Raw genomic sequence first — 25,037 nt, forward strand, 5'->3', positions numbered from 1 at the left:
CGGACCGGATATCGGCTCCCGGCGGCGGGCGGTCCTGTGGTACTGATCGACCGATACCGCCGACGGGGGAGCGGGAGGTCGCTCCGCCCGTCCTGCAGGGAGGATCACGCCAGCATGACGCCGCGCACCACCTCGCCCGCCCCGCCGCCCGCGAACGGGGTGCCCGCGAACGGGGTGCCCGCGAACGCCGCGCCCGCCGACGCCGCGGCGGGCCCCGGCCGTCCGCCCGTCCAGCCGTGGGACGAGGTGGTCTCCCTGGCGAGCGACCTGATCAGGTTCGACACGACCAACAGCGCGGACGCGGGCGGGGTGGGCACCGAACGCCCGGCCGCCGAGTACGTGGCGGCCAAACTGGCCGAGGTCGGCTACGAGTTCACCTATGTGGAGGCCGGCGCGCCGGGGCGCGGCAACGTCGTCGCCCGGCTGCCCGGGGCCGACCCCGGGCGCGGCGCCCTGCTGATCCACGGTCACCTCGACGTCGTCCCGGCGGACCCGGCCGAGTGGAGCGTGCACCCCTTCTCCGGAGAGGTCGCCGACGGCTACCTGTGGGGCCGGGGCGCGGTGGACATGAAGGGCATGGTGGCCATGATGCTCGCCGTGGCCCGCAGCTACCGGCGCGACGGCGTCCTGCCGCCGCGCGACCTGGTCTTCGCGTTCGTCTCCGACGAGGAGGCGGGCGGCTTCCAGGGCGCCCGCTGGCTCGTCGACCACCGGCCGGAGCTCTTCGAGGGCGTGACCGAGGCGGTCGGCGAGGTCGGCGGCTTCTCGGTGAGCTTCGGCGACGCCACCCGGGCCTATCTGATCGGGACGGCCGAGAAGGGCGCGGTCTGGCTGCGCCTGAAGGCGCAGGGCACCGCCGGTCACGCCTCGCTGCTGCACGACGACAACCCGATCGCCCGGCTCGCCGCGGCCGTCACCCGGCTGGAGACGCACCGCTTCCCCCTGGTCCTCACCCCCGCGGTGCGCGAACTGCTGGAAGGGGCGGCGGAGATCACCGGGGTGCCGTTCGACGAGAACGATCCCGAGGCGGCGCTCGCCCGGTTCGGGCACGCCTCCCGGCTGATCGGGGCCAGCCTGCGCGACACCGCCAACACCACCCGCTTCGACGCCGGGTACAAGGCCAACGTGGTGCCGTCCACCGCCCACGCGGAGGTCGACGCCCGAGTGCTCCCGGGCCGTGAGGAGGCGTTCCGGGCCGAGGTGGCCGCACTCCTGGGGCCCGGCATCGAGCAGGAGTGGAACAGCCTGCCGGCCGTCGAGACCGCCTTCGAGGGCCGGCTGGTCGACGCCATGACGCTGTCGCTGGCCGCCGAGGACCCGGGCGCCCGAGTGCTGCCCTACATGCTGTCCGCCGCCACCGACGCCAAGTCCTTCCAGCGCCTGGGCATCCGCACCTTCGGCTTCGCCCCGCTGCGGCTGCCCGCGGGCCTGGACTTCGCCGCCCTGTTCCACGGCGTCGACGAGCGGGTCCCCGTCGAGGCACTGGAGTTCGGCACCCGCGTCCTGGACCGCTTCCTGCGCCACTGCTGACACCGGTGCGGTGATCTGCCGAGTGAACGTGCCCGGCCGGGGCGGCCTGCGCACGGTGGACGCCCGGATCACCGGGACGGAGCCGACCGCCTCGCCCTCAGGCCGGGGGCGCGGTGGTGAGCCGGTCCGCCAGCGCCGTCAGCGTCCGACCGAGCGGGAGGCCGACCCGGACGGTGGCGTAGGCGTCCCCGCGGGTCGCGCCCTGGTTCACGATCGCGACGGGCTTGCCGGCCCGTGCCGCGTGCCGGACGAAGCGCAGACCGGACATCACCGCCAGCGAGGAGCCGAGGACGAGCAGCGCACGCGCCTCGTCGACCAGGTCGAAGCAGTGCCGGACGCGCGGCTTGGGCACGTTCTCACCGAAGAAGACCACGTCCGGCTTGAGGATCCCGCCGCACGCCCGGCAGGCCGCGACCCGGAAGGCGGCCACCAGCGCGTCGGGCAGTTCGACGTCCCCGTCGGCGTTCCTCGGGGAGCTCTCGTCCCGGAAGGCGCCGTTGAGGGCGTGCAGGCGTCGGTCCAGGTCCGCCCGGGAGCTGGTGCGCCCGCAGCCGAGGCAGACCACCCGGTCGAGGCCGCCGTGCAGCTCCACGGCGTCCAGGGTGCCGGCCGCGCGGTGCAGCCCGTCCACGTTCTGGGTGATCACCGCCGACACCAGGCCGCCCCGGCGCAGCGCCTCGACCGCCCGGTGCCCGGCGTTGGGCCGGGCCCCGGCGATCGACCGCCATCCGGCGTGGCTGCGCGCCCAGTACCGGCGCCGGGCCTCCGCGCTGCCCACGAACTCCTGGTACGTCATCGGTGTCCGGCGGCGCAGGCTCCCGGTGGGGCCCCGGTAGTCGGGGATGCCCGATTCGGTCGACAGCCCCGCGCCGGTCAGGACCACCACGCCCCGGCCGGCCAGCAGCCGCCCGATCTCGCCCAGGGCGGTGTCCGGCGGCTCGCTCGCCCTGGGCGCGAGCGGCTCGGGCATCGGATCCACAGCCATGCCCACAGCCTAGCGACACGCCGGGCGGAGGCGCCGGGCGGTGGCCGGTCCGGCCGCGAAACGCGACGGAGGCCGTGCGGCGGGGCGCACCCCGCCGCACGGCCTCCGTCGGCCGGGCCGCACCGGTCGCTCGCGACGACCGGGGCCCGGTGCCGGCCGGGTCAGTGCCCGCCGGTGCCGAGGGCGGCCACGTCGGCGCGCAGGGCCGGCAGGCTCGCGTACATCGTGCCGCCGGGGCAGTCGGTGGCCAGCCAGTCGCGGTGGCCGCTGATCATCTCGACCGGCTTGGTCACGCCGTTGACGGGGTTGACGAAGGTGACGTGCGCCTGGGGGTCCAGGTTGTGCCCGCGGGCCACCGCGGCGAGCAGCGCGGTCAGCGACGCGCGGGCGGCCGCGGTCGGCTCCTGGCTGCTGAGGGTGCCGAGCAGGGCGATGCCCAGGTTGCCCGAGTTGAAGCCCGCCGTGTGGAAGGCCGTCACGACGTTCCCCGAGGCGTCGTGCGCCGGGACGCCGTCGTCGCCCGACCAGCGGCCCTCGTAGATCCGCCCGGCCTCGTCGATCAGGAAGTGGTAGCCGATGTCGCCCCAGTCGTTGGTGATCGCGTGGTACTCGTAGATCGCCCGCACGGTGGCGGCCGGGTCCGGGTCGGCGTTGGGGGTGTCGGTGTGGTGCACCGTCAGGGTCTGGAGCGCGTAGTACTTCGCGGGGGAGTTCTCCACGCCGTTCTTGAAGCGCTTGGACTCGTCGGCGCCCCAGGCGGCCCGGGTGAGGTACTCGACACCGCAGAAGGTGGTGGGCGCGGTCGGGGCGATCGTCACGGTGCGGGCCGGCCCGTGCACGGTGTCGATGGCGGCGGAGCGGACGTTCGCGGCCCCGTCGGGCAGGCGCAGGTCGTAGCCGGGCGCGCCGTCGGCGGCGATCAGCGCGGTGGCGACGCCGCCCACGCGGTCCTCGTGGTCCGGGCCGCCCGCGCAGCCGCCGGGCAGCGGCTGCCAGGCGCCGGGGGCCGCGTCGTCGCGGTGGAGCCTGATGGCGGCACCGCGGGTGGGGCCGTCCCAGCTGACGCCGACGTAGCGGATCGGGAAGTCCGCCCGCACGGTGGTGGCGGCCCGCCCGGCCGCGGACTGCGCCCGGGTGACGGGGACGCGGGTCGTCCGGGCGGCGACCGGCCGGGCCCCGCCCGCGCCGGTGCCGGCCGCGGCGGTGCCGGTAGCGGCCGACGCGGCCGACGCGGCGGGGGTGACGGCGAGCGCGGCAGCGGTGGCGCCGATCGCCGTGACGAGGGTCCGCCGGGTGACGGCGGGCTTCGGGTTGGGCATGGGAGGTCCTGTCTCGGGCGTGATCGGGAACGGGGGGCCGAGAACTCGCTCCGGATGTGGCGCCCCCGCTGACAGAAGATCAGTCATGGGTGAATGTACACAATTGACCCCGTCCATCCGTTCGATTCCTAGGAATCTTTGCCCGAAAGTGCAGGTCGGGAGGGGTCCGGCCGAACGGCGACGTGCCCGCCGGCCGCCCGCGCGGACCCGCTCCGGGCGGGCCGCGCGCGGTGCGGCGGACACGTCGCCCGGAGTCAGGAGGCTTCGACCGCGGTCTTGATGCGCCGGCCGAACGCGGGTGCGTCCTTGCGGGCGGCGCTGAGCGCGAGGCCGACCAGGAGCTTGCCCAGGCCGTGGCCCTCCAGGGTGTTGAAGATCCGCAGCCGGGTGGTGGTCGGCGACACCGCCGACAGGTCGTAGCCCCCGTCGGCGGAGGTCACCAGGTTCTTCGAGATCTCCGTCCAGCGCAGCGTGGTGGGTGCCCGCAGCTCGGTGATCCGGATCCGACGTGCGGTCTTCATGCCGGCGTCCTTGACCGTGCTGGTGAACACGGTGCCGACGGCGGTCGGGCCGTCCGGCGTCTTGGTGATCTCCAGGACCCGGGGGCTGAACGCCGGGTCGTTCCTGCCGTCGGCGAGATAGGCGAACACCTCCTCGACGGGGCGATCGATCTCGACCGTGGCCTCGAACCGGCCTGCCATGTGCTCTCCTTCGACGAAAGGATCCGTGACGTCCCGTCATCGTCCCAGGCAGGTGCGGACGATGACGTCAGGCGCGGCCTTGCATAGACTCGGTCGCCATCTGTCCGGGCGAGTCCAGGAGAGTCATCGCATGCCCACCCCTTCCCTCAGTCTCGACGCCGGCACCTCGGCCACCCCCATGCTGGACGACACCATCGGGGCGAGCCTCGACCGCGCCGTCCGTGCCTTCCCCGGGCGCGAGGCCCTGGTCGACCTGCCGTCCGGCCGCCGCTGGACGTACCGGGAGCTGGCCGAGGAGGTGGACCGGGTGGCGCTCGGGCTGCTGGCGCTCGGCGTCGGCCGGGGCGACCGGGTCGGGATCTGGGCGCCCAACTGCGCGGAGTGGGTGTTCACCCAGTACGCCACCGCCCGGATCGGCGCCGTCCTGGTGACCGTCAACCCCGGCTACCGCGCGCACGAACTGGAGTACGTCCTGCGGCAGTCGGGCACCCGCACGGTCGTCGCCGCGCCGTCGTTCAAGACCTCCGACTACGCGGCCATGCTGGCCGAGACCGCTCCGCGCTGCCCCGCGCTGAAGGACGTCCTGCTGATCGGCTCACCGGCCTGGGGCGAACTGCTCGCCCGTGCCGCGCAGGCGGACCGGGGCCCGCTGGAGGCCGCCGCCGGCGCGCTGGGCGCGGACGACCCGATCAACATCCAGTACACCTCGGGAACCACCGGCTTCCCGAAAGGCGCGACCCTCTCGCACCGCAACATCCTCAACAACGGCTACTTCGTCGGCGAGTTGTGCGGCTACTCCGAACTGGACCGGATCTGCGTGCCGGTGCCGTTCTACCACTGTTTCGGCATGGTCATGGGCAACCTCGCCGCGCTCTCCCACGGGGCCTGCGTGGTGATCCCGGCCCCCGGCTTCGAGCCCGCCACCACCCTGCGCGCGGTGGCCGCCGAACGCTGCACCTCGCTGTACGGCGTCCCGACGATGTTCATCGCCGAGCTCAACGACCCGTCCTTCGCCGACCACGACCTCTCCAGCCTGCGCACCGGGATCATGGCCGGGTCGCCCTGCCCCACCGAGGTGATGAAGCAGGTCGTCGAGCGGATGGGCATGCGCGACGTGTCGATCTGCTACGGCATGACCGAGACCTCCCCGGTGTCCGTCCAGACCCGGGTCGAGGACCCGCTGGAGCGCCGGGTCTCCACCGTCGGCCGGGTCGGCCCGCACCTGGAGGTGAAGGTCGTCGACCCGCAGACCGGCCGCAGCGTCCCCCGCGGCACCCCCGGCGAACTGTGCACCCGGGGCTACTCGGTGATGATCGGCTACTGGGAGCAGCCCGACCGCACCGCCGAAGTCCTGGACGGCGACGGCTGGATGCACAGCGGCGACCTGGCGGTGATGGACGAGGAGGGCTACCTCACCATCACCGGCCGGATCAAGGACATGGTCATCCGCGGCGGCGAGAACATCTACCCGCGCGAGATCGAGGAGTTCCTCCACACCCACCCGGACGTGCTGGACGCCCAGGTCATCGGCGTCCCCGACGCGAAGTACGGCGAGGAGCTGATGGCCTGGATCCGGCTGCGCCCCGGTGCCCCCGCGCTGACGGCGGAGGCGCTGCGGGACTTCTGCACCGGCCGGATCGCGCACTACAAGGTCCCGCGCTACGTGCACCTCGTCGACGAGTTCCCGATGACCGTCACCGGCAAGATCCGCAAGGTGGAGATGCGCGAGCAGGCGGTCGCCCTGCTGGACCTCGCCTGACGGGTCCCGGCATCCGGCCGGTCCGGCGGTCCGCGCGGCCGGCCGGGGCGGATTCCTGCCGGGGGAGGTGTGGGGCGGCGCGTTCGGGGCAGCCGGAGGTCGAGGATGCGCCGCCCGGGACGGCCCGGGCGGCACCGAGCGGAAGGAATCCGGCATGAGCGACATCGACATCTGGGCGTTCCGGTCGACCTCCGGCCACGTCACCGACAGCGAGCTGGTCGGCTTCCACGTGGAGGCCACCGACGGACCGATCGGCAAGGTCGACCGGCACTCCCGGGAGGTCGGCCCGCAGTACCTCGTCGTCGACACCGGGCCGTGGATCTTCGGCCGGCAGGTCCTGCTGCCGGCCGGCACGGTGGTGCGCGTCGAGCAGGAGGACAAGAGGGTCTACGTCGACCGGACCAAGGACGAGATCAAGAACGGCCCGGCGTTCGAGCCGGTCGGGTACGACGAGGACATCGCGTACCTGGAGACCTTCGGCAGCTACTACGGCCCGTTCTACGGCGGGCGGTTCTGAGGCGTCGGCACGCCGCGGGGGCACCGGCCCACGCGCCTCGCCCCCACCCACCTTCGACGGAAACGGAGTCCGTGTCATGACCAACATCGCACGCCTGCCCGGGGCCCTCGACCACCGGTGGAACTGGCAGCTGGACGGCGCCTGCCGCTCCGCCGACAGCGGTCTCTTCTTCCACCCGGTCGGCGAGCGCGGCGAGGCCCACGACTCGCGCGAGAGCGCGGCCAAGGCCGTCTGCGCGGGCTGCCCCGTCCGACGCGAATGCCTGCGCTACGCCCTGGAGGCCCACGAGCGGTACGGGGTCTGGGGCGGCCTCGGCGAGAACGAACGCCTGCGGCTGGGGCGTCGGGCCCCGAAGGTCCGCGGATAGGCGCCGCCCGCGGTGTGCGGGTGCCGGTGCAGGGACGCGTCGCGCCGCCGGGCCCCAGGGGCGCGGCGGCGCGTGTCGCGTCACTCCACGACGATGGCGGATCCCCGGGCAGGTCGACCGGCGCGGTGCCGTCCAGCACGCCCGGGTCCACCCCGGTGGCGACGCTCAGCCGGACGTCGGCGGCGGCCGAGGCGCCGGGGGCCAGCCCGGCGGGGACGTGCTCCGGTGCGCTGGACGACCTTCCGCTCGGCCCGCGACGAGCAGATCGGCCCGACCTCCAGCACCGGCCCGGCCGGGGCCGCCGATCTGCGGACGGGCTGCCTGACCCACGACCGGCTGCTGACCGATCCCACCGTCGCCACCCGCGTGCGGGAGGCCCTGGCGTCCTGACGGTGCTCCGCCCGCCGGCCCGGCCGCGCCGGGCGATCGCCGCCGCTGAAAGCATCGCCGCCTGTGAGAGGCTCGCCCCATGGAACAGCGCGTACTCGGCCGCACCGGCCGACCCGTCTCCGTCGTGGGGCTCGGCACCTGGCAGCTCGGCGCGGACTGGGGTGACGTCCGCGAGGAGGACGCACTCGACGTCCTGGACGCCTCCGTCGAGGCCGGTGTCACCCTCTTCGACACCGCCGACGTCTACGGGGACGGCCGCAGCGAGCAGCTGATCGGCCGCTACCTGAAGGGGCGCCCGGACGCGGAGGTCTTCGTCGCCACCAAGTTCGGCCGCCGGGCCGAGCAGCTCCCGGAGCACTACAACCTCGCCAACTTCCGTGCCTGGGCGGACCGTTCACGGGCCAACCTGGGCGTGGACCGGCTCGACCTGGTGCAGCTGCACTGCCCGCCGACGCCCGTCTACTCCACCGACGAGGTGTTCGACGCGCTCGACACCCTGGTCGCCGAGGAGCGGATCGCCGCGTATGGCGTCAGCGTCGAGACCTGTGCGCAGGCGCTGACCGCGATCGCCCGGCCCGGCGTCGCGAGCGTCCAGATCATCCTGAACGCCTTCCGGCTGAAGCCCCTGGAGCAGGTCCTGCCCGCCGCCGCGGCTGCCGGGGTGGGCATCCTGGCCCGCGTCCCGCTCGCCTCGGGGCTGCTCTCCGGCCGCTACACCGCGCAGACCGCCTTCGCCGCGGACGACCACCGCACCTACAACCGGCACGGCGAGGCCTTCGACCAGGGGGAGACGTTCTCCGGTGTCGACTTCGCGACCGGGGTCGAGGCGGCGGCGGAGTTCGGCGCGTTGGCGCCCCGGGGCGCTACCCCGGCGCAGACCGCGCTGCGCTGGATCATCCAGCAGCCGGGTGTGACGACGGTGATCCCCGGCGCCCGCAACCCCGAGCAGGCCCGCGCCAACGCGGCCGCCGCCGCCCTCCCGCCGCTGCCCGGGGCGACCCTCGCCGCCGTGCAGGACCTGTACGACCGCCGGATCCGCCCGCAGGTCCACGACCGCTGGTGACGCGCCGCCCGGTCGGGTTCCCGACCGGGCGGCACTCCGGGCCCGCCGAACGCTCCGCCCGGCCGCTCAGCGCGGGTCCAGGCCCTCCAGCATCTCCGGCAGCTCCCGGCTGTGGATGACCCCGAGGCTCTTCGTCGCGCGGGTGAGGGCGACGTAGAGGTCGTTCCCGCCCCGGGTGTGCGCCGCGAGGATCTCCGAGGGCTCCACGACGAGGACGGCGTCGAACTCCAGCCCCTTGGACTGCGCCGCCGTCATCAGCACCACGGGCGAGTCCAGCGACGCGGGGCCGTCGGCGCGCGCGACACCGGCCAACCCGGCCAGCCGGTCGATCAGTTCGGCCGGGAAGCCCGGGGCGTGGAGGATCGCCATCCGGCGGCCGTCCAGCTCCGCGATCTCCTTCTCGACGGCGGCCAGCAGGGCCGCCCCCCGGTCGTCCGCGGGGATCCGCAGGCTCCACGGGCGGCTCCCGCCGCTGCGCACCGCGGTGGGGGCGGTGAGCGCCGGGTCGACCGCCCGCAGGACGCCCTCGGTGATCCGCATGATCTCGGCCGGGGTCCGGTAGTTGATGGTGAGTTCCACCGTGCGCCAGCGCCCCGCGGTGTACTCGTCGAGCGCCTCGCCCCAGGAGCTCAGCCCGGCCGGCGCACCGGTCTGCGCGAGGTCGCCCACGATCGTCATGGAACGGCCGGGGCAACGGCGGGTCAGCAGCCGCCAGGCCATGGGGGAGAGCTCCTGCGCCTCGTCGACGATGATGTGCCCGAAGCCCCAGGTCCGGTCCTCGGCCGCGCGCTCGGCCAGGGGGCGGAACTCCCCCTCGCCGCGGTACTGGCGCGTCAGCATCTCGGCGTCGATCTCGGCCAGGCCGGCGCCGAAGTCCTCCAGGACGACCTTGGCGAACTCCAGCTCCTCGGCCTCGGCGGCGGCATCGGCCCGGCGGGAGACGGCGCTACCGGGCAGCGGGCCGAGCAGTTCGGCGGCCTCGTCGAGCAGCGGCACGTCGTCGGTGGTCCAGGCGACGGCCTCCTGGTCCGGGCCCGGCCGCTCGCGCAGCAGGGCGGCGCGTTCGGCCTCGGAGAACTCCGGCATGGCCCGCGCCAGCAGCTCGGGGGAGCCGAACAGCGCGGTGAGCAGCTGCTCCGGGCCGAGCAGCGGCCACAGCTTCTCGGCCAGGGCCTGGAAGTCGCGCTCGGTGACGAGCGAGTCGGCGAGGTCCACCACGTCGTCCAGCTCCATCTCCCCGCCCCGGTCCCTGGCGATCCGCAGGGCCAGCTCCGAGGAGAGCCGCTCGACCAGGGCGGCCCGGGCCGCGTTGTGGGGTTCGCCGGTCCGGTGCGCGGCGGCGTGGGCCCGCTCGCAGAGGGCCCGGCCGATCACCAGCTCCTCCTGGTGGGGCGAGCTCCGGCCCACGGTGATGGTCCAGGACTCCTCCGGCAGCTGCCGCAGGCCCTCCAGTGCGGCGGCGAGCACCCCCGCCATCCGTGCGTCGCCCTTCACGGCGGCCGCCTCGGGGGTCTCCGTGTCCGTCCCGGTGACGCCCGGGTAGAGCGCGCCGATGCTGCTCAGCACGACCTCGCTCTCGCCGAGCGCGGGGAGGACCTGGTCGATGTAGCGCAGGAAGGTCGTGTTCGGCCCGATGACCAGCACCCCGCGCTTGGCCAGCCGGTCCCGGTGGGTGTAGAGGAGGTAGGCGGCGCGGTGCAGGGCGACGACGGTCTTGCCCGTCCCCGGGCCGCCCTGGACGACGAGCACGCCGCCCAGCTCGGAGCGGATCACCCGGTCCTGCTCGGCCTGGATGGTGGAGACGATGTCGCCCATCCGCCCGGTCCGGGCCGCCGTCAGCGAGGCGAGCAGGGCGCTCTCCCCGCTGAGGTCGGAGCCTGTCCGGCCCTCCAGCGCGCCCATGCCGAAGGCGTCGTCGTCGAAGTCGACGACGCTCCGGCCCTTGCTCCGCAGGTGCCGTCGGCCCGTCACCCCGCCGGGCGCGGCGGGCGTCGCCCGGTAGAACGGCTCCGCGGCCGAGGCCCGCCAGTCGGTGAGCAGCGGCTCGTGGTCGTCGTCGGCGAGGGCGATCCGGCCGATGTACTGCCGCTCGCCGTCGGCGGTGTCGAGTCGGCCGAAGCAGAGCCCGTACTCGGCGGCGTACAGCTCCGCCAGCCGCCGGGTGTGGTGCAGCTCCATCGTGTCGCGCTCCAGGCGGGACTGGAGCGTGCCGCCCTTGTCCTGGCGGTGGATCTCGCGCAGCCGGGCCGTCGCGAGCTCACGCCGGCTTTCGAGCCGGTCGTACAGCCGGCCGACGTAGGCGTTCTCCGCCCGCAGCTCCCGGGCCCGCCAGCCGTCGGAGGACCGGGCGTCGCCGCCGGCGTCCGTCCCGCCCCCGGCTCCGGCATCGGGACCTGTGGTGGGTTCGGACGAGGACGTGGGGACCATGGCCAGCTCCATTGACTCAGGACCCCCGACCGACCGGGCGGTCGGGGGTGGCGGCGGAATGACCGCCATGTACAACGCAAGAGAACCTCGGGCCGGGGCCTGCGCACACGCGACGGGCCGGGATGTCTCAGGACAATGATCTTGGAAGCCGGTGCCTCTGCGCACCGGTGAGGACGAGGACGGCCTGCCGCGCCTCTCATCTCCGCAGGTCCCGGCCTCGGCCGACAATTCTGCGGCACGACCGGGGCCTTGCCGCAAGCCCCCCCGTGCGCTATAAGTTGGGAGTGGAAAGGAGCGGGTTCGCCCCCTTTCCCGTTCCCGGTCGGCGGTGTCCGGCCGGCCCCCCACGAAGCGCGCGGCGCCGCGTTCCGCGGTGCCGTCCGCGCCCCCGCACCGCTACCGCGCCCGGCCGTCGAGGTCGTGTCAACAGGTCACCGGCCTACCGGAGTTCCCGGAGCCTCTCACACTCCGCTCACCCTCCGCCGCGTCGGCGGAGCGCGCCGTCGGTGCCGACCGGTGCCGGGGGTGAGGGCGATGCCGGGGCCGGGGCGCCGGCCGCCGCCGTCGGTGAGAGCGGCAGGGTGGCGGTCACCCGGAAGCCGGACCGGTGCGGCCCGGCCGTCAGCTCGCCGCCGAAGACCGCGATCCGTTCCGCGAGCCCGATCAGGCCGTGGCCGTTCGAGAGGTCCCGCCGCACCGCCAGGGTACGGCCGGCGCCGTCGTCGACCACCTCGATGTGCAGGGCGTCGGACCAGGTGATCCGCACGGCCGCGTGACTGCCCGGCCCCGCGTGCTTGGTGATGTTGGTGACGGCCTCCTGCACCAGCCGGTAGGCCGTCCGGTCGACGCTGTCGTCGACCGGGAGCGGGGTGCCGAGGACGTTGAGGTCGATCCGGATACCCGTCCGGCGGCCGTCCTCCAGCATCGGCTGCAGATCGGCCAGGCCGTGCCGGCCGATGTCCTCCAAGGGTGCGTCCGGGCTGCGCAACACCCGGAGCATGCGGCGCAGTTCGGCCATCGCGGACCGGCCGACCTCCTCGATGTGGCCGAACGCCTCGACGGTCGCGGTCTGCTCGGCGGGCGTCGTGCTCCTGGCGGTCTCGGCCCGCATGACCATGACGGCCACGGCGTTGGCGACGATGTCGTGCAGCTCGCGGGCGATGCGGGTGCGTTCGCGCACCACCGCGCGGCGGGCCTCGGTGAGGGCGCGGCGGTCGCGCTCGGCGGCGATCCGGCCGGCCCGCACCCAGCGGGCCAGGCCCCAGGCCGAGGCCGTGACCAGCACGTAGAACGCCAGCGCGGACAGCAGCATCGAGGTGCGGTCGGTGGCCGGCACCAGGTCGACCAGGTAGTAGGTCTTCAGCCCGGTGGCGGCGAGGCCGAGCCCCAGCGCGGTGAAGGCGGCCGGGCGCCGGCAGGTGTCCGCGACGGTGTACAGCGCGAGCAGCAGGCCGAAGAACGGCGTGAAGGAGAGCGCGTCGGCCAGTGTCAGCAGGCACGCGCCGGCCGTGACGGCCCAGACGACGAGGAACACCGCCATCGGCCGGCGCCGGCGCAGGGCCAGTGCGACGGCCTGGACGCAGGCGAGCGCCAGGACCTGGGCGTGCTCCGCCCAGGGCGTGCCGGGGAACGCCGGGTTCCCGAAGTAGAAGACGTCCGGCACGGTGGCCGCGAGTGCCAGGGCGAGGTCCTGCACCCCCACGGACTGGAGGCGGCGGCGGTCCGCCGTCCGGTCCGCGGGCTGCTGTGCGGTGGTGTCCATCGGCTGGTCCGGTTCCCGCCGCGCGCGGCAGGCCCGCTACTTGGAGCAGCAGGACTGCGGCGGCACGGTGTTGCAGCATTCGGCGCGGGTGAATTCGGTGAGGTCGCCGGCGAAGGCGAGCCACCAGGTGGCCGGCTGCACCAGGGCGGGCGGCCGGGCGATCGGGTAGCCGAGATCGGCGTAGGCGGCCCACAGGTCGCCGCCGTGGGTGTGCAGGGCCCGGGTGAGATCGCGGCGCGAGTGCTCCCTGAGTGCGTCCGTGTGCCGCGAGGGCTTGTTCAGGGTCAGCAGCGCCGCCGCCGCGGTCACACCGTCCGTGTCGACCGCGGACAGGGCCAGCCCGGCGACCTTGATCGTCTCCGGGGTCGGGTCCGGAATCGTCTCCGGGGTCGTGTCCGGTGCCGGTGCCGCGGACGGGTCCGGGCTCAGGGTGATGCGGACGACCAGGCGCTGCCAGGGGCTGGCCAGGGCCTCGGGCGGCTGCGGCACCATGACGGTCTGGGTGCTGAGCAGGAAGCCGTGGGCCATTTCGGGGCCGGGTCCGCCGCCGGCTCCGGCCTGGTGCACGGCGACGTCGAAGGTCGGGGTGGAGCGGTCGTTCATTGCGTGTCCTCGGGGTCGGCCACGGTGGGCGGCGCGTGCCGGGTGCGTCGGGTCGGCCGGGCGGATCCGGCGGATCGTCCGTCGGGGGGCGGTCCGAGTGCCGCTGCGCAGTCGCCCGACGGGGGGCTGCGCGACCGTGGAACTCTTCCTCCACCGTCCGCCTTTCCGGGTCCCGAACACATGAGCCCCTGGTCCCGGCCGGAGCCCGTCCGGCCGGGACCAGGGGCGGCAGGGGTCGGCAGGGGTCGGCACGGGTCGGGCCGGGGCCCGAGCTCGGCCGGGGGTGCGGCCGGTGCAGCCGAAAAGTCACTGGTGCCGCCGCGCCCGTTCGGCCAGGCTGCCGCGCATGGACTGGATGCCCCTGCTCTCCACGCTGACCGGCGCCGTGATCGGTATCGCCGCCACCCTGGTCGCCGACCGCAACCGCTGGCGACGCGAGCAGACCCGGCACGCGCTGGAGGTGCGGCGCGAGGTGTACACCCAGTTCGTCAGCGCGCTCAAGGCCGCGGGCGAGGAGATCCGGGCGGTCGCCCTGGGCGACCACCTGTCCGAGTCGGCGCGCGACGCGGCCGTGCGGGAGGCCTTCCGCGCCACCGGCCTGTACACCGCGAGCGAGCGGCTCTGGCTGGTCGGGCCGCCGCAGGTCGTGACGGCCGGGAACGAGGCGTTCCTCAGCCTGCGCCGCATCCGTGACGCCTACGCCGCCGGGGCGGCCGTCGGCTCCGCCGAGGACGCGCCCCTGATCGCGCAGCGCCGTACGGCGATGGGCCGGATGCGCGGCCTGATGCGGGAGGACCTGGGCATCGGCCCGCTGGGGATCGAGTGAGCCCCGGCCGGCCCGGTGGCGACCCCGGGCCGGCCGGGGCCCCGGCGGCGCGGGTCAGCGCGCCGTCACCGGGTCGGTGCCGAGCCACCAGGCGGGGTCGGCGGTGCCGTCCGTGGTCCGGCCGTCGCTGTGCACGTAGTACCGGGCATCCCGGCCGGGCTCGGCCAGTTCACCGGCCAGCGCGCGCTCCAGCCACTCCGCGCCGAAGCGGAAGACCTCGGCGGCGACACCGCCCAGCGGGTGGAACTCGCCCTCGTAGACCCGCATCTCCTTGGGCGCGGTGATCAGCTCGTAGCCGGCCAGGGCCTGCTCCAGCCGGGTCAGCTCGTCGAACTCGCCGATGCCCACCAGGACCGGGCAGGTGATCCGGGTGACCAGGTCCCCGAGCGGCAGCCGGCCGACCAGCTCGCGGTCGAAGGCCTGCTCGTCGGTGTAGCCGGCCATGTACATGAAGTTGTGCTTGAAGCCCGGCTGGGCCCGCTCGAAGATGGTGTCGAAGTCCCCGGTGACGGCCTCGAAGGCGGCCAGCGCGGCGAGCCTCGGATCGGTGGCGGCGGCCCGCATGCCCCAGTAGCCGCTCATGCTGATGCCGAACATGCCGATCCGCTGCGGGTCGACCTCGGGGAGGCCGGCCAGGTGGTCGATGCAGCGGCTCAGCGCCCGCTCGTAGTTGGTGAGGTCGAGGGTCAGCCCGTTCGCCCGGGACTCGCCCTGGCCGGGCCCCTCGATGGACAGCGCCACGATGCCCCGCGAGGTGTAGTAGCGCTCGGCGGCGAAGATGTAGTCCTCCTTGATCATGTCCATCCCCGGGCCGAGGATGACCGCGGAGGCCTGCTCGACGTGCCCGGGCGGCAGGTGGAGCAGGGCGTAGACGTGCCGGCCCTCGAACGCCAGCTCCACCCGGCGCACCCGGTGGCCGCGCAGTTCGCCGAGCCGCGCGACGCAGTGGTCGGCGCGCTCGCGGAACGCCGTCTTGCGCGGGTCGGTGGCGTCGAGGAACGAGTACTGGGCGCGGCCCCACATCACGGCCGCCCGCTGGTAGAGGTCGGCGGCGGTGCGGCCGAAGCCCTCGCGCTCGTGGTGGGCGGCCCGCTGCTCGGTCTGCCCGGCGACGGTGGCCCAGGCCTTGGGCAGCATGGCGCCGCTGCGGACCAGCGCGAAGACCTTGTCGAAGTCGGTGTGGTCGTGGCCCAGCTGCTCCATCGTGCCCTTGGCCTGCGGGTGCAGGGCGTCGAAGCCGCCCTGGGCGAGGGCGATGTCCAGGGCCCAGCTCTGTCCGGTCGATCGGACGGTCATGGTGCGCTCCCTTTCGGAGAACAGTTGATAAGTACTTAACTATTAAGTACTTATGCTGGACCTGGCTGTCAACCCCGGCCCCCGCCGCGAGAGGATCACCCCATGACCGAACCGAATGCGGACCGGCCGGCCCGGTCGGAGCAGGCCGGGCCCGGCGCGGAGCAGGATCGCCCCGGCGCGGAGCAGAGTCACCCCGGCGCGGAGCAGGCCGGACGCGCCGCCGCGCTCGACGCGCTCGCCCGCGCCGCGTACAGCCTCAGTGCCGCCGACGCCCGCCTGCGGGGGCGCGCCACCCGCTCCCCGGGCGCGCTGTCGCTCACCCACGCCCGGGCCCTGCGCGTCCTGGCCGAGGAGGGTCCGATCCCGGTCAGCCGGCTCGCGGCCGGTACCGAGACCACCGCCGCGGCGGCGACGCAACTGGTCAACGGGCTGGTCGAGGCCGGCTACGTGACTCGCGAGCGGCCGGCCCACGACCGCCGCTCCGTCCTCGTCGCCCTGACCGGGGCCGGTCGCGAACGGCACCTCCAGCGCCAGCAGGCGCTCCACGCCGACCTGGACCGCCTGGTCGCCGGGCTCGACGACGCCACCGTCGAGGCCGCGGCCACGGTGCTGCGCGGACTCGCCGGGATCTACGACGGGCTCTGACGGCGCCGCGTGCCGCGCGGGCGCCCGCCGTCGCGGCGCCGGGACCGGCCGCCGCCGCGCCGGCATCCGCCGCCGTCCGGGCCGGGGCCCGCCGGCGCCAGAGCCGCAGCCATAGGTTGGAGCTATGAGGTCATAGGCCCGGACCCCCTACACCGGTGCACACTGCCCAGGTTTGCTTCAACCATCCGCCTGCCGCTCGCCCGCCCGGAGGAACACCCGCCATGTCCCGCCCGATCCGTATCGCGATCGTCGGAGCCGGCCCCGCCGGTATCTACGCCGCAGACGCCCTGCTCAAGTCCGATGCCGCACTGGACCCGGGCGTTTCCATCGACCTGTTCGAGCGGATGCCCGCCCCGTTCGGGCTGATCCGCTACGGCGTCGCCCCCGACCACCCGCGGATCAAGGGCATCGTCACCGCGCTGCACCAGGTCCTGGAGAAGCCGCAGATACGCCTGTTCGGCAACGTCGACTACCCGGGCGACCTCACCCTGGACGACCTGCACCGCTTCTACGACGCCGCGGTCTTCTCCACCGGCGCGACGGCCGACCGGGCCCTCGACATCCCCGGCATCGGCCTGGACGGCTCCTACGGCGCCGCCGACTTCGTCTCCTGGTACGACGGCCACCCCGACGTCCCCCGCACCTGGCCGCTGGAGGCCGAGAAGGTCGCCGTCCTCGGCGCGGGCAACGTGGCGCTGGACGTGGCCCGGATCCTCGCCAAGAGCGCCGACGAGCTGCTCCCCACCGAGATCCCCCCGAACGTCCACGCCGGGCTGAAGGCCAACCGGGCGCTGGAGGTGCACGTCTTCGGCCGCCGCGGCCCGGCCCAGGCCAAGTTCAGCCCGATGGAACTGCGCGAGCTCGACCACTCCCCGACCATCGAGGTCGTCGTCGACCCCGAGGACATCGAGTACGACGAGGGTTCGATCGCCGAACGCCGTGCCAGCAAGCACGCCGACATGGTCGCCTCCACCATCGAGAACTGGGCCATCCGCGACATCGGCGACCGGCCGCACCGGATCCACCTGCACTTCTTCGAGTCCCCCGTCGAGGTGATCGGCGAGGACGGCCGGGTCAGCGGCCTGCGCACCGAGCGCACCGAACTCGACGGCACCGGCAACGTCCGGGGCACCGGCCGCTTCACCGACTGGGACGTGCAGTCCGTCTACCGCGCGATCGGCTACTACTCGGACGAGCTGCCGAAGGTGCCCTTCGACCCGATCAGCGGCACCGTCCCCAACGAGGCCGGCCGCGTCCTGACCGCCGACGGCTCCCACCTGGACGCCACCTACGTCACCGGCTGGATCAAGCGCGGTCCCGTCGGCCTCATCGGCCACACCAAGGGCGACGCCAACGAGACCGTCGCCTGCCTGCTGGCCGACCACGCCGCCGGCCGCCTCCCCAGCGCCGTCGAGCCCGAGCCCGACGCGGTGGTGGCCCACCTGCGCGGCCAGGGCGTCCGGTTCACCACCTGGGAGGGCTGGAAGGCGCTCGACGCCCACGAGCGCGACCTCGGCACCCCCGAGGGGCGCGAGCGCGTCAAGGTCGTCGACCGCGAGGAGATGCTCCGCCGCAGCGGCGCCTGACGGGTACTCGCGGGTGGGCGGACCACAACGGGGCGGACGGTCGAGCGCCGTCCGCCCCGGCTGTTCTCCGGGGCGGACCGTGGAAACGGCGAGGCGGTCCGACCGGGCGACGGTGGCCCGGGGCTTGCAACCGGGCGGGGGTCTGCTGCGTCCGGACGAGGTGGGGTAGGGTCGCCGGACCACGCCCGTTGACGTAGGGGGAGGGTCGGCCCGGCGCCATGACCAGGGAACTTGCCAAGGCTTCGCGTGTGCGCATAGCCGATCTGACACCGGGGACGGACCTCTACCTCGGCGTGCGGTTGACCGCGCCGGGGCTGGTGTTCGACATCAGCTGCTTCGGTCTGGACGCGGATCAGCGGCTCAGCGACGACCGCTACTTCGTCTTCTTCAACCAGCCCGCCAGCCCCGAGGGCTCGGTGCGGCTGCTGGGCGGGCAGTCCGGTGACACGGAGGCGTTCCGGATCGTGCTGCCGGACGTCCCGCCGGCCATCGACCGGCTGAGCCTGACCGCGACGATCGACGGCGACGGCCGGATGTCGCAGGTCACCTCCGGGTACGTCCGGCTCGTCGTGGACGGTACGGAGGTCGGCCGCTACTCCTTCACCGGCTCGGAGTTCAGCACCGAGCGTGCCGTGATGCTGGCGGACCTCTACCGGCGCAACGGCGAGTGGCGCATCACGCCGGTCGGCCAGGGCTTCGACGGGGGCCTGCGGGCGCTGCTGGAGAACTTCGGCGGCGAGGCGCTGGAGGAGGACGTCGCGGAGGGCACCGAGGAGCACGGGGGCGAGGTCCGGGGCGCCCCGGAGCCGCCCGGTCCGGTGCCCGCTGCCCCGGCGCCCGCCGCCCCGGTACCCGCGCCGCTGCTCCCCGTCCAGCCGCCCGCGCCGCCCGGCGTCCGCATCTCCCTGGTCAAGTACGCCGAAGTCCCCGAACAGACCGGGTGGGTGCAGCAGAACGACCACCTCGTCCGCTACACCCTGAGCAAGGGTCAGGACGTCCTCGCCCTGCACGGCAGCATGGTGGCCTACCAGGGCCGGGCGGACTTCGCCCACGAGAACTCCGGCATGCTGCGCAAGCTGACCGGCAACCTCACCGGTCAGACGCTCAAGCTGATGCGCGTCTCCGGCGAGGGCCAGGTGTTCCTGGCCGACGAGGCCGCCCACCTCCATGTGGTCCGGCTGGAGGGCGACGCGATCTGCGTCAGCTCCGACCGGGTGCTGGCCTTCGACGCGAACCTGGAGCACGAAGTCCGCCGGATCGAGGGCGAGGGCCTGCCGAACGGAGGCTTCTTCACGCTCCAGTTCAGCGGCCACGGCACGGTGGTGGTGAAGACCAACGGCATCCCGGTGGTGCTGCCCGTCACCCCGGCGCCCGAGACGTACGCCGACGTCCACGCGCTGGTCGCGTGGTCGCGCGGAGCCCAGGTGATCACCACGGCCCCGGTGCGGATCCGGCGCTCGGCCTACGCCGGGCACGCCGCGGAGTCGTACAGCCTTCAGTTCAGGGGCGGGCCGGGCAACTTCGTCGTCGTCCAGCCGTTCGAGGTCTGAGCGGGCGCAGCGCCCGGGTACAAGGAGGTTGGAATGGAGCGGCAGGTGCTCTCGGGCACGTACCTTCAGGGGTACACGGCCTCCCCGGTCACGGCGCGGATGAGCAACCACGGCGGGGCGATGTGCCGGGTCGCCGTGACGGGTGCGCAGGACGTGCTCGCCAAACCCGGGGCGATGGTGGCCTACGACGGGTTCCTCCAGTACGAGGCGGTCTCGCAGTCGCTGCGCCGGTCGCTCGGCGAGTGGGCGTCGGGCGAGCGCAGCCCGCTGCTGCGCTGGTTCGGCGACGGCACGCTCTACCTGGCCGACTTCGGCGCGGACGTGCTCAACCTCCAGCTCGACGACGAGTCGCTCTCCGTCAACGGCTCGCACCTGCTGGCCCTGGACGCCTCGCTGGGCTGCGCCGTCGAGAAGGTGAAGGGGCCGGTGCTGATGGCCGGCACGGGCCTGTACAACGTGACGGTGCGCGGCAGCGGCTGGGTGTCGGTCACCTCCCGCGGCGTTCCCGTGGTGCTGGACTGCGCGGAGGCCGAGACGTTCGTCGACCCGGACGCGCTGGTGGCCTGGACGACCGGGCTGGAGATCAAGGTGCGGCGGACGCTCAAGGTCGGCTCACTGATCGGCCGGGGCAGCGGCGAGGCGGTCCAACTGGGCTTCAAGGGCTCGGGTTTCGTCGTCGTCCAGCCCAGCGAGGACACCTCCGACCGACTCAAGATCCGCGGCTGAACGAGTCCGCGGCCAAGGAGCAGTGATCACCGTGCACAGTCCCCTTCTCGACCACACCGCCCTGGCCGGCGACGAGCGCTTCGCCCTGCAGAACCCGCAGTTGCTGCGGGTCGCGCTGGACGGGCGGGCCGAGGTGCTGGCCCGCAGCGGCGCGATGGTCGCCCACACCGGCCGGGTGCAGTTCACCGGTTGGACCGAGCCGGGCCGCCGGGGCCGCAACCGGCAGCAGCACCAGCAGTCGCAGCAGCGGCAGGCACGTTCGCAGCCTCCCGCCCTGGACCTGATGCGCTGCTCCGGCACCGGCACGGTCTTCCTCGCCAACCTGGCCCAGCACCTGCACGTCCTCGACCTCCGGCGCGAGCGGCTGACGATCACCAGCAGCTACGTGCTGGCCCTGGACACCACGATCGAGTGGCAGGCGGTCGACATCGAGGGCGGCGAGCGGATCTCCGGCGTCGGCCGGCACAGCCTGGAGCTGTCCGGCAGCGGCACGCTGGTGGTGATGACCTCCGGCCTGCCGCTGGTGATGCCGGTGCGCGCGGGCGAGTACGTCTACGCGGACGCCGACGCGGTGGTCGGCTGGTCCTCGGCCCTCGACGTCCAGCTCCAGGCGCAGAGCAGCAACACCGAGGCCTGGCGCCGCCGCGGCACCGCCACCGAGGGCTGGGAACTGTCCTTCACCGGCGACGGCATCGTCATCGTCCAGCCCAGCGAACTGCTCCCGCCGCAGCGGGTGCCGCTGCGCTGACCGCCGGAGCCGGCCGGTCCCGGTCAGTCCGTGCGGTAGCAGATCACGAAGTCGTCGAAGGCGTGCCGCCCGGGCCGGGCGGCCACCTCGCCGAGTGCGCGGCGGATGTCGTGCAGCTGGGCGACCGTCATCTGCAGCGGCGGCTCGTCGGGCTGGTGGGTGTACCGGATCGGGTAGTCCACCCCCGGCCGGTCGGTCATCTCGATGTGGCAGCCGAGCACGTGGCTGACCGGGTGGGCGGCGGCGAAGGCGATCAGCCGGTCGATCGTCGCGACGTAGGCGTCCCAGTCCGCGATGTAGAGCCGCCCCGGGTAGACGGTGTCGCCGGTGAGCAGAAAGCCCGTGAACGGGTCGTAGTAGGCGAGGGCGGCCTCGTGGTGGCCGGGACCGGTCAGGCAGGTCAGCACCCGCCCGCCGAGGTCGAGGTGCGCGGGCCGGTCGGGATCGTCGCCCAGGCCGAGGAACGGCCGGACGGTGTCGGGCGCCGCGTCCACCACCACCGTGTCGGGCCGCCCGGCGAACTGCGCGTCCCCCGCGATGTGGTCGCCGTGGCCGTGGCTGTGCAGGACGAGCAACTCGTAGGCGGTGCGCGGATGGCGGGCGAGCCACCCCGCGACCAGCTCGTCGACGACGCGCCGGAGCGGGAAGAGCTCGGGGGAGGCGGTGGCACCGGTGTCGATCAGTACCGCGCGCTCGTTGCCGAAGAGCAGGAAGAGGAACGGCGCCTCGTAGTTCACGGCCATGTTCTGCCGGAGGATCACGGTGCGCTCGTCGTAGTGGTGGACCTGGAGCTCCGGGTCGGTGTTGTGCTTCGCCGACTCCGAGCCGTGGATCCAGCGCACATCGAGCGAGCGCCCCGCGGCGTGCCCGGCCGCGGCCGCGAAGTCGATCGCGGCTGCGGAGCTGATCGCGCGCGGGGGACCGCTCGGGCTCGCCGAGCCGATCGGGTGCGGGCCGGAGGTCATGGGTTCTCCCGTCGGTGTCGCTCGCACCGGCCGAGAACGCCACCTGCCCTCGTCCGGCGTCGGCTCGGCCGGGAGCCGCCGTCGCGAACCTACCAGGCCGCCCTGGGCGGGGCGGATCAGAATTCGTCGGCGCCGTTGCGCAGCTCGGGCGTCCAGTAGCCGGTGGCCCAGACGGCCGGGTCGACGGCGATGCCGCCGGCGCCGGGGGCCTTGACGGTGATCGGGCCGCCGCTGCCGGCGAGGGTGACGGAGAACGCGGCCACGGGCTCGTTGTTCTCGTGGACGCCGCCGTCGGAGAGCCTGACGACGGCGTAGGCGGGGGCGCCGGCGGTGAGGACGACGGGGGCGGCGGGCCTGCTCTTGGCGACGGCGGGGACGTTCTCGCGGTGGCTCTCCAGGAACTGGATCTGCGGGTACTCGCTGAGCCGGCAGCTGTGGCCCGAGGTGTTCTTCGCGGTCAGGACGAGGTGGGTGTAGGGCGGGCCGTCCTGGAGGGCGGCGCTGAGGGCGACGTCCTTGACGGTGCAGAGCGGCGCGGACGCCGCGGCCGGGTCGGCGGGCGGCTGGGAGGTGCCGGCCGGCCGCGCCGTGGGCGAGCCCTTCCCGGCGCCTGCGCCGGGCGTGTTCGGCGCGGAGGCGGCGGCGGAGGCGGCGGCAGGGGCGGCGGTACCGGCGGGGGTACCGGTGGCGGTACCGGCGCTGCCGGGCGTGGACTGGGCGGCCGCTTGGGTCGGTGCGGCGCCGGCGGTCCTGGCGTCCGTACCGTCCCCGCCGCAGGCGGTGAGGACGAGGGCGAGCGCGGCGGTGCCCGTCGCGGCCAGGACGGTGGTGCGACTGCGGTAGGTGTGCATGGGAAGTCCCCCGGTGTCTGTCGTGCGGTGCTGGTGAGGAACCCGGTCCGCCGGGTCTGGGCACGACCTTGGCCCGGGAACCGTCCCGGCCGCCACACCCGGCCGCCGATTCGGGACGCCGGAACGTTTTATGGCCCCTGACCTGCGGGAACGCGCCGGCCTGGAACGGCGGAACGGGACGGTTGGGCTCCGGTGCGGATCGGGCGCGGACACCGGAAATACCCCCTCGGGTATATTCGAGGAGGCGGTCGGACGGGCCGCCCCGAGAGCGAGGAGAGCGTCGTGTGCCGACGCGTTGTCTGCCGGTCCTGCGGCAAGCCCGGCTACGCCGGCTGTGGCCAGCACGTGGACGAGGTACTGGCCGGAGTGCCCCGGTCCGAGCGCTGCGCCTGCGGGAAGGGCACCGGGAAGGGCGCGGAGAAGGGCGCGGAGAAGGTCTCGGACAAGGGCGCGGAGAAGGCTGCGGAGAAGGGCACCGGCTGGCTGGGACGGCTGCTCGGCCGCCGCTGACACCCCGGATCGTCGGGCCCGCCCGGGCGCCCCGTCGGCGCCGGCCGGCCGGACCGCCTCTTCGTGCCCGCACCCGTGACAGGCCGATCGGCAGCGGCCCCGCACGGGTCGTCCTGCTCCTTCCCGGGTAAGGGGGTCGGGGGGGTGAGGCGCATGCGGAATCGGCCGGGAACGGTGCTCGTGGTGGCGGTGTGCTGGCTGGCCCCCGCCGTGCTGAGCGCCTGGGGGCTGCTCCGCCTGCGGGACATCGGCTGGCGCCCGCTGGTCGCCGTGTGCTTCGGCTCGATCGTCCTGGGCGCGTTCGTGGGTGTGGTCCGGCTGCTCAGGAACGACGCGGCGGGCACGGGGACCGCCCTGTTCGGCCTGCTGACGGGCTGGATCCTCCTGTTCCTGGTCGGGTTGGGCATGCAGGACCAGCAGCTCATGCACGAGCGGGGCGTCGTCTCGGAGGGCGAGGTGGTCCGGGCGATCGTCAGCTCCGACCCGATGGCCGGTCAGGGGTCCTCCGTGACGGAAGTCGACGTACGGCTGGCCGACGGCAGCGAGGTCGGGGGGATCGGGACCAGGGGCGAGCACCCCGCGCTCGGTGACCGGCTCCGGGTGACCGTGGACCCGCGCGGCACGGTCGCCCCCCGCCTGGGCCCGCGGCCCGACGCGGCGGACTGCACGGTGGCGTTCGCCCTGCTGACCGTCATGGCCGGCTGCGCCCTGTTCGCGGGTGTGGTGGTCGACGAGCTCTGACCGCGGCGGCGGGGCCGTGCCGGCCTGTGTCAGAAGCCGGCGCGCAGCAGGGCCGGCCGGTCCGGTCCCGCCCGGCCCCGCCCGGGTCAGACCCGGGCGGGACCGATGTCGGCGGAGCCGCCGGCGCACGGGGGAGAGGCACGGCGGCACTCCTGCGGCGGACAGTCGGCGACGGGCAGGACGACCGGCTCGTGGCGGGTCAGCAGGGACCAGAGCACCCAGCCGCTGAGCCCGGTGCGGGTGACCACGACCTTGCCCCAGCGGGTGCCGAGCGGTGAGGTCCAGGTGTCCACGATCTCGATCCGGTCGCCGCAGTGCGTCAGGCCGAGCACCGTGTCGTTGACCGAGTGGTCGCGGCGGACGTTGGCGGCGCCCGCCGCGACCTCCCAGCCGGCGTGGCCGTTCTCGGGCGGCCGGGGCCCGGGGCTCGGACCGGCCGGGTGGTCGCCGCCGGCGGCCACCGCCGGGAGGATCAGGATGGTCAGGGACAGGACCGCCGAGGCGGCCCGTCCGATCAGGCGCACCGGGGCCTCGGCCGCTCGTTCTGTGTGGGCATGTACGGCAGAACGATCCGGCCCTGCGTGTGCGGACCGTTTTGGCCCGGGGTCACCCGGACGGCCGCGGCCGACTCGGTCGATCGGGTGGTGCCCGGGGTCGGGAGGCTGACGGCGGGGGCCGCGCGGCCCGCGGCGCCCCGCGTCCTGCACCGCGCACCGGCCGGCCCCGAGGCGGGGACTGTGGAGCGGGTGGGGGTGCGGCCCCGCGGTGCCGCACCCCGGGGTCGGTCAGCCGCGCTGCCGCTGTCCGACCCGCCACGCCCACAGGACGAGCGGCACCTGGAGCGGCAGCCGGGCCACGGCCAGGGCGGGCAGCGGGGCCGGCCGGTGCCGCCAGTCGTGGGCCATCTTCACATTGGCCGGGAACACGGCGGCGAAGAAGCCCGCGGCGGCGAGCGCCCCGATCCTCCTGGTGCGCGGCACGGCGACCGCCGCGCCGAGGGCGAGTTCGGCGGCGCCGCTCGCGTACGTCCAGCCCCGCCTGCTGCCCGGGAGCCGCTTCGGAACGATCGCGTCGAACGTGCGGGGCGCGGCGAAGTGCAGCGCCCCGGCACCGAGCAGCAGTCCGCTCAGCAGCGGGGCGGAGAGTCTCGATCGCTTCACAGTCACTCCT

General features: G+C 74.3%; 25 protein-coding genes. 14 read left to right on the top strand and 11 right to left on the bottom strand.

Going from position 1 to position 25,037, the window contains the following annotated elements:
- The first annotated feature begins 114 nt into the window (after positions 1–114).
- Positions 115–1,530, top strand: a complete 1,416-nt coding sequence (locus ACWDRR_RS21865) for a M20/M25/M40 family metallo-hydrolase (RefSeq protein WP_449773842.1) — start codon at positions 115–117, stop codon at positions 1,528–1,530.
- A gap of 97 nt (positions 1,531–1,627) precedes the next feature.
- Here ACWDRR_RS21865 and ACWDRR_RS21870 read toward each other — a convergent pair whose 3' ends face one another.
- The 3 genes from ACWDRR_RS21870 to ACWDRR_RS21880 form a co-directional block, all read right to left on the bottom strand.
- Complete coding sequence (locus ACWDRR_RS21870) at positions 1,628–2,515, bottom strand: NAD-dependent protein deacetylase (protein ID WP_449773843.1); 888 nt, start codon at positions 2,513–2,515, stop codon at positions 1,628–1,630.
- A 161-nt stretch (positions 2,516–2,676) separates the two neighbouring features.
- Positions 2,677–3,834: a peptidoglycan recognition protein family protein gene (locus ACWDRR_RS21875; RefSeq protein ID WP_449773844.1), complete on the bottom strand. Its 1,158-nt coding sequence runs from the start codon at positions 3,832–3,834 to the stop codon at positions 2,677–2,679.
- A gap of 254 nt (positions 3,835–4,088) precedes the next feature.
- Positions 4,089–4,535 (bottom strand): SRPBCC family protein, encoded by a 447-nt coding sequence (locus tag ACWDRR_RS21880; protein WP_449773845.1) that lies wholly within the window; start codon positions 4,533–4,535, stop codon positions 4,089–4,091.
- 130 nt (positions 4,536–4,665) lie between these two features.
- On the opposite strand from ACWDRR_RS21880, the gene ACWDRR_RS21885 reads away from it, so the two are divergent.
- The 5 genes from ACWDRR_RS21885 to ACWDRR_RS21905 all read left to right on the top strand — a co-directional run bounded on the left by ACWDRR_RS21885 (position 4,666) and on the right by ACWDRR_RS21905 (position 8,631).
- Positions 4,666–6,294 (top strand): AMP-binding protein, encoded by a 1,629-nt coding sequence (locus tag ACWDRR_RS21885; protein ID WP_449773846.1) that lies wholly within the window; start codon positions 4,666–4,668, stop codon positions 6,292–6,294.
- Between the two features lie 154 nt (positions 6,295–6,448).
- Complete coding sequence (locus ACWDRR_RS21890) at positions 6,449–6,811, top strand: PRC-barrel domain containing protein (RefSeq protein WP_449773847.1); 363 nt, start codon at positions 6,449–6,451, stop codon at positions 6,809–6,811.
- 76 nt (positions 6,812–6,887) lie between these two features.
- Positions 6,888–7,178 carry a WhiB family transcriptional regulator gene (locus ACWDRR_RS21895; protein WP_449773848.1) on the top strand — a complete coding sequence of 97 codons (291 nt, stop codon included), beginning with the start codon at positions 6,888–6,890 and terminating at the stop codon, positions 7,176–7,178.
- A 225-nt stretch (positions 7,179–7,403) separates the two neighbouring features.
- Complete coding sequence (locus ACWDRR_RS21900; protein WP_449773849.1) at positions 7,404–7,568, top strand: hypothetical protein; 165 nt, start codon at positions 7,404–7,406, stop codon at positions 7,566–7,568.
- A gap of 79 nt (positions 7,569–7,647) precedes the next feature.
- A complete protein-coding gene (locus ACWDRR_RS21905; protein WP_449773850.1) occupies positions 7,648–8,631 on the top strand; it encodes an aldo/keto reductase in 984 nt (327 codons plus the stop codon).
- A gap of 66 nt (positions 8,632–8,697) precedes the next feature.
- Here the strand turns inward: ACWDRR_RS21905 and ACWDRR_RS21910 are convergent, their stop codons facing one another.
- From ACWDRR_RS21910 to ACWDRR_RS21920, 3 genes are all read right to left on the bottom strand, one after another.
- On the bottom strand, positions 8,698–11,058 hold the full coding sequence (locus ACWDRR_RS21910; protein ID WP_449773851.1) for a HelD family protein: 2,361 nt from the start codon (positions 11,056–11,058) through the stop codon (positions 8,698–8,700).
- A gap of 472 nt (positions 11,059–11,530) precedes the next feature.
- Entirely contained in the window at positions 11,531–12,820 is a 1,290-nt protein-coding gene (locus tag ACWDRR_RS21915) for a sensor histidine kinase (protein ID WP_449773852.1), read from the bottom strand.
- Positions 12,821–12,856: 36 nt separating this feature from the next.
- Positions 12,857–13,423, bottom strand: coding sequence for a hypothetical protein (locus ACWDRR_RS21920; protein ID WP_449773853.1), 567 nt, complete (start codon positions 13,421–13,423; stop codon positions 12,857–12,859).
- Between the two features lie 346 nt (positions 13,424–13,769).
- Between ACWDRR_RS21920 and ACWDRR_RS21925 the strand changes: the two genes are divergently transcribed.
- Positions 13,770–14,249 carry a hypothetical protein gene (locus ACWDRR_RS21925; RefSeq protein WP_449773854.1) on the top strand — a complete coding sequence of 160 codons (480 nt, stop codon included), beginning with the start codon at positions 13,770–13,772 and terminating at the stop codon, positions 14,247–14,249.
- A gap of 54 nt (positions 14,250–14,303) precedes the next feature.
- Here ACWDRR_RS21925 and ACWDRR_RS21930 read toward each other — a convergent pair whose 3' ends face one another.
- Positions 14,304–15,545 carry an alpha/beta hydrolase gene (locus tag ACWDRR_RS21930; RefSeq protein ID WP_449773855.1) on the bottom strand — a complete coding sequence of 414 codons (1,242 nt, stop codon included), beginning with the start codon at positions 15,543–15,545 and terminating at the stop codon, positions 14,304–14,306.
- A gap of 102 nt (positions 15,546–15,647) precedes the next feature.
- On the opposite strand from ACWDRR_RS21930, the gene ACWDRR_RS21935 reads away from it, so the two are divergent.
- From ACWDRR_RS21935 to ACWDRR_RS21955, 5 genes are all read left to right on the top strand, one after another.
- Positions 15,648–16,190, top strand: a complete 543-nt coding sequence (locus tag ACWDRR_RS21935) for a MarR family winged helix-turn-helix transcriptional regulator (protein ID WP_449773856.1) — start codon at positions 15,648–15,650, stop codon at positions 16,188–16,190.
- Positions 16,191–16,411: 221 nt separating this feature from the next.
- The gene (locus ACWDRR_RS21940) at positions 16,412–17,776 is read left to right on the top strand and encodes an FAD-dependent oxidoreductase (RefSeq protein ID WP_449773857.1); all 1,365 of its coding nucleotides are present in this window, start codon (positions 16,412–16,414) and stop codon (positions 17,774–17,776) included.
- 218 nt (positions 17,777–17,994) lie between these two features.
- Entirely contained in the window at positions 17,995–19,326 is a 1,332-nt protein-coding gene (locus ACWDRR_RS21945; protein ID WP_449773858.1) for a TerD family protein, read from the top strand.
- Positions 19,327–19,359: 33 nt separating this feature from the next.
- Positions 19,360–20,052 (top strand): AIM24 family protein, encoded by a 693-nt coding sequence (locus ACWDRR_RS21950; protein ID WP_449773859.1) that lies wholly within the window; start codon positions 19,360–19,362, stop codon positions 20,050–20,052.
- A gap of 31 nt (positions 20,053–20,083) precedes the next feature.
- Positions 20,084–20,800: an AIM24 family protein gene (locus ACWDRR_RS21955; RefSeq protein WP_449773860.1), complete on the top strand. Its 717-nt coding sequence runs from the start codon at positions 20,084–20,086 to the stop codon at positions 20,798–20,800.
- Positions 20,801–20,823: 23 nt separating this feature from the next.
- Here the strand turns inward: ACWDRR_RS21955 and ACWDRR_RS21960 are convergent, their stop codons facing one another.
- On the bottom strand, positions 20,824–21,765 hold the full coding sequence (locus ACWDRR_RS21960; protein ID WP_449773861.1) for an MBL fold metallo-hydrolase: 942 nt from the start codon (positions 21,763–21,765) through the stop codon (positions 20,824–20,826).
- A gap of 116 nt (positions 21,766–21,881) precedes the next feature.
- Positions 21,882–22,616, bottom strand: a complete 735-nt coding sequence (locus ACWDRR_RS21965) for a DUF4232 domain-containing protein (protein ID WP_449773862.1) — start codon at positions 22,614–22,616, stop codon at positions 21,882–21,884.
- A 282-nt stretch (positions 22,617–22,898) separates the two neighbouring features.
- On the opposite strand from ACWDRR_RS21965, the gene ACWDRR_RS21970 reads away from it, so the two are divergent.
- Both ACWDRR_RS21970 and ACWDRR_RS21975 read left to right on the top strand, forming a co-directional pair.
- Positions 22,899–23,126: a hypothetical protein gene (locus ACWDRR_RS21970; protein ID WP_449773863.1), complete on the top strand. Its 228-nt coding sequence runs from the start codon at positions 22,899–22,901 to the stop codon at positions 23,124–23,126.
- Positions 23,127–23,279: 153 nt separating this feature from the next.
- The gene (locus ACWDRR_RS21975; protein ID WP_449773864.1) at positions 23,280–23,867 is read left to right on the top strand and encodes a hypothetical protein; all 588 of its coding nucleotides are present in this window, start codon (positions 23,280–23,282) and stop codon (positions 23,865–23,867) included.
- 86 nt (positions 23,868–23,953) lie between these two features.
- On the opposite strand, the gene ACWDRR_RS21980 is transcribed toward ACWDRR_RS21975, so the two are convergent.
- Positions 23,954–24,391, bottom strand: a complete 438-nt coding sequence (locus tag ACWDRR_RS21980; RefSeq protein WP_449773865.1) for a hypothetical protein — start codon at positions 24,389–24,391, stop codon at positions 23,954–23,956.
- A gap of 261 nt (positions 24,392–24,652) precedes the next feature.
- Complete coding sequence (locus ACWDRR_RS21985; RefSeq protein ID WP_449773866.1) at positions 24,653–25,027, bottom strand: hypothetical protein; 375 nt, start codon at positions 25,025–25,027, stop codon at positions 24,653–24,655.
- Positions 25,028–25,037: the final 10 nt, after the last annotated feature.

The sequence above is a fragment of the Kitasatospora sp. NPDC003701 genome (assembly GCF_053587085.1).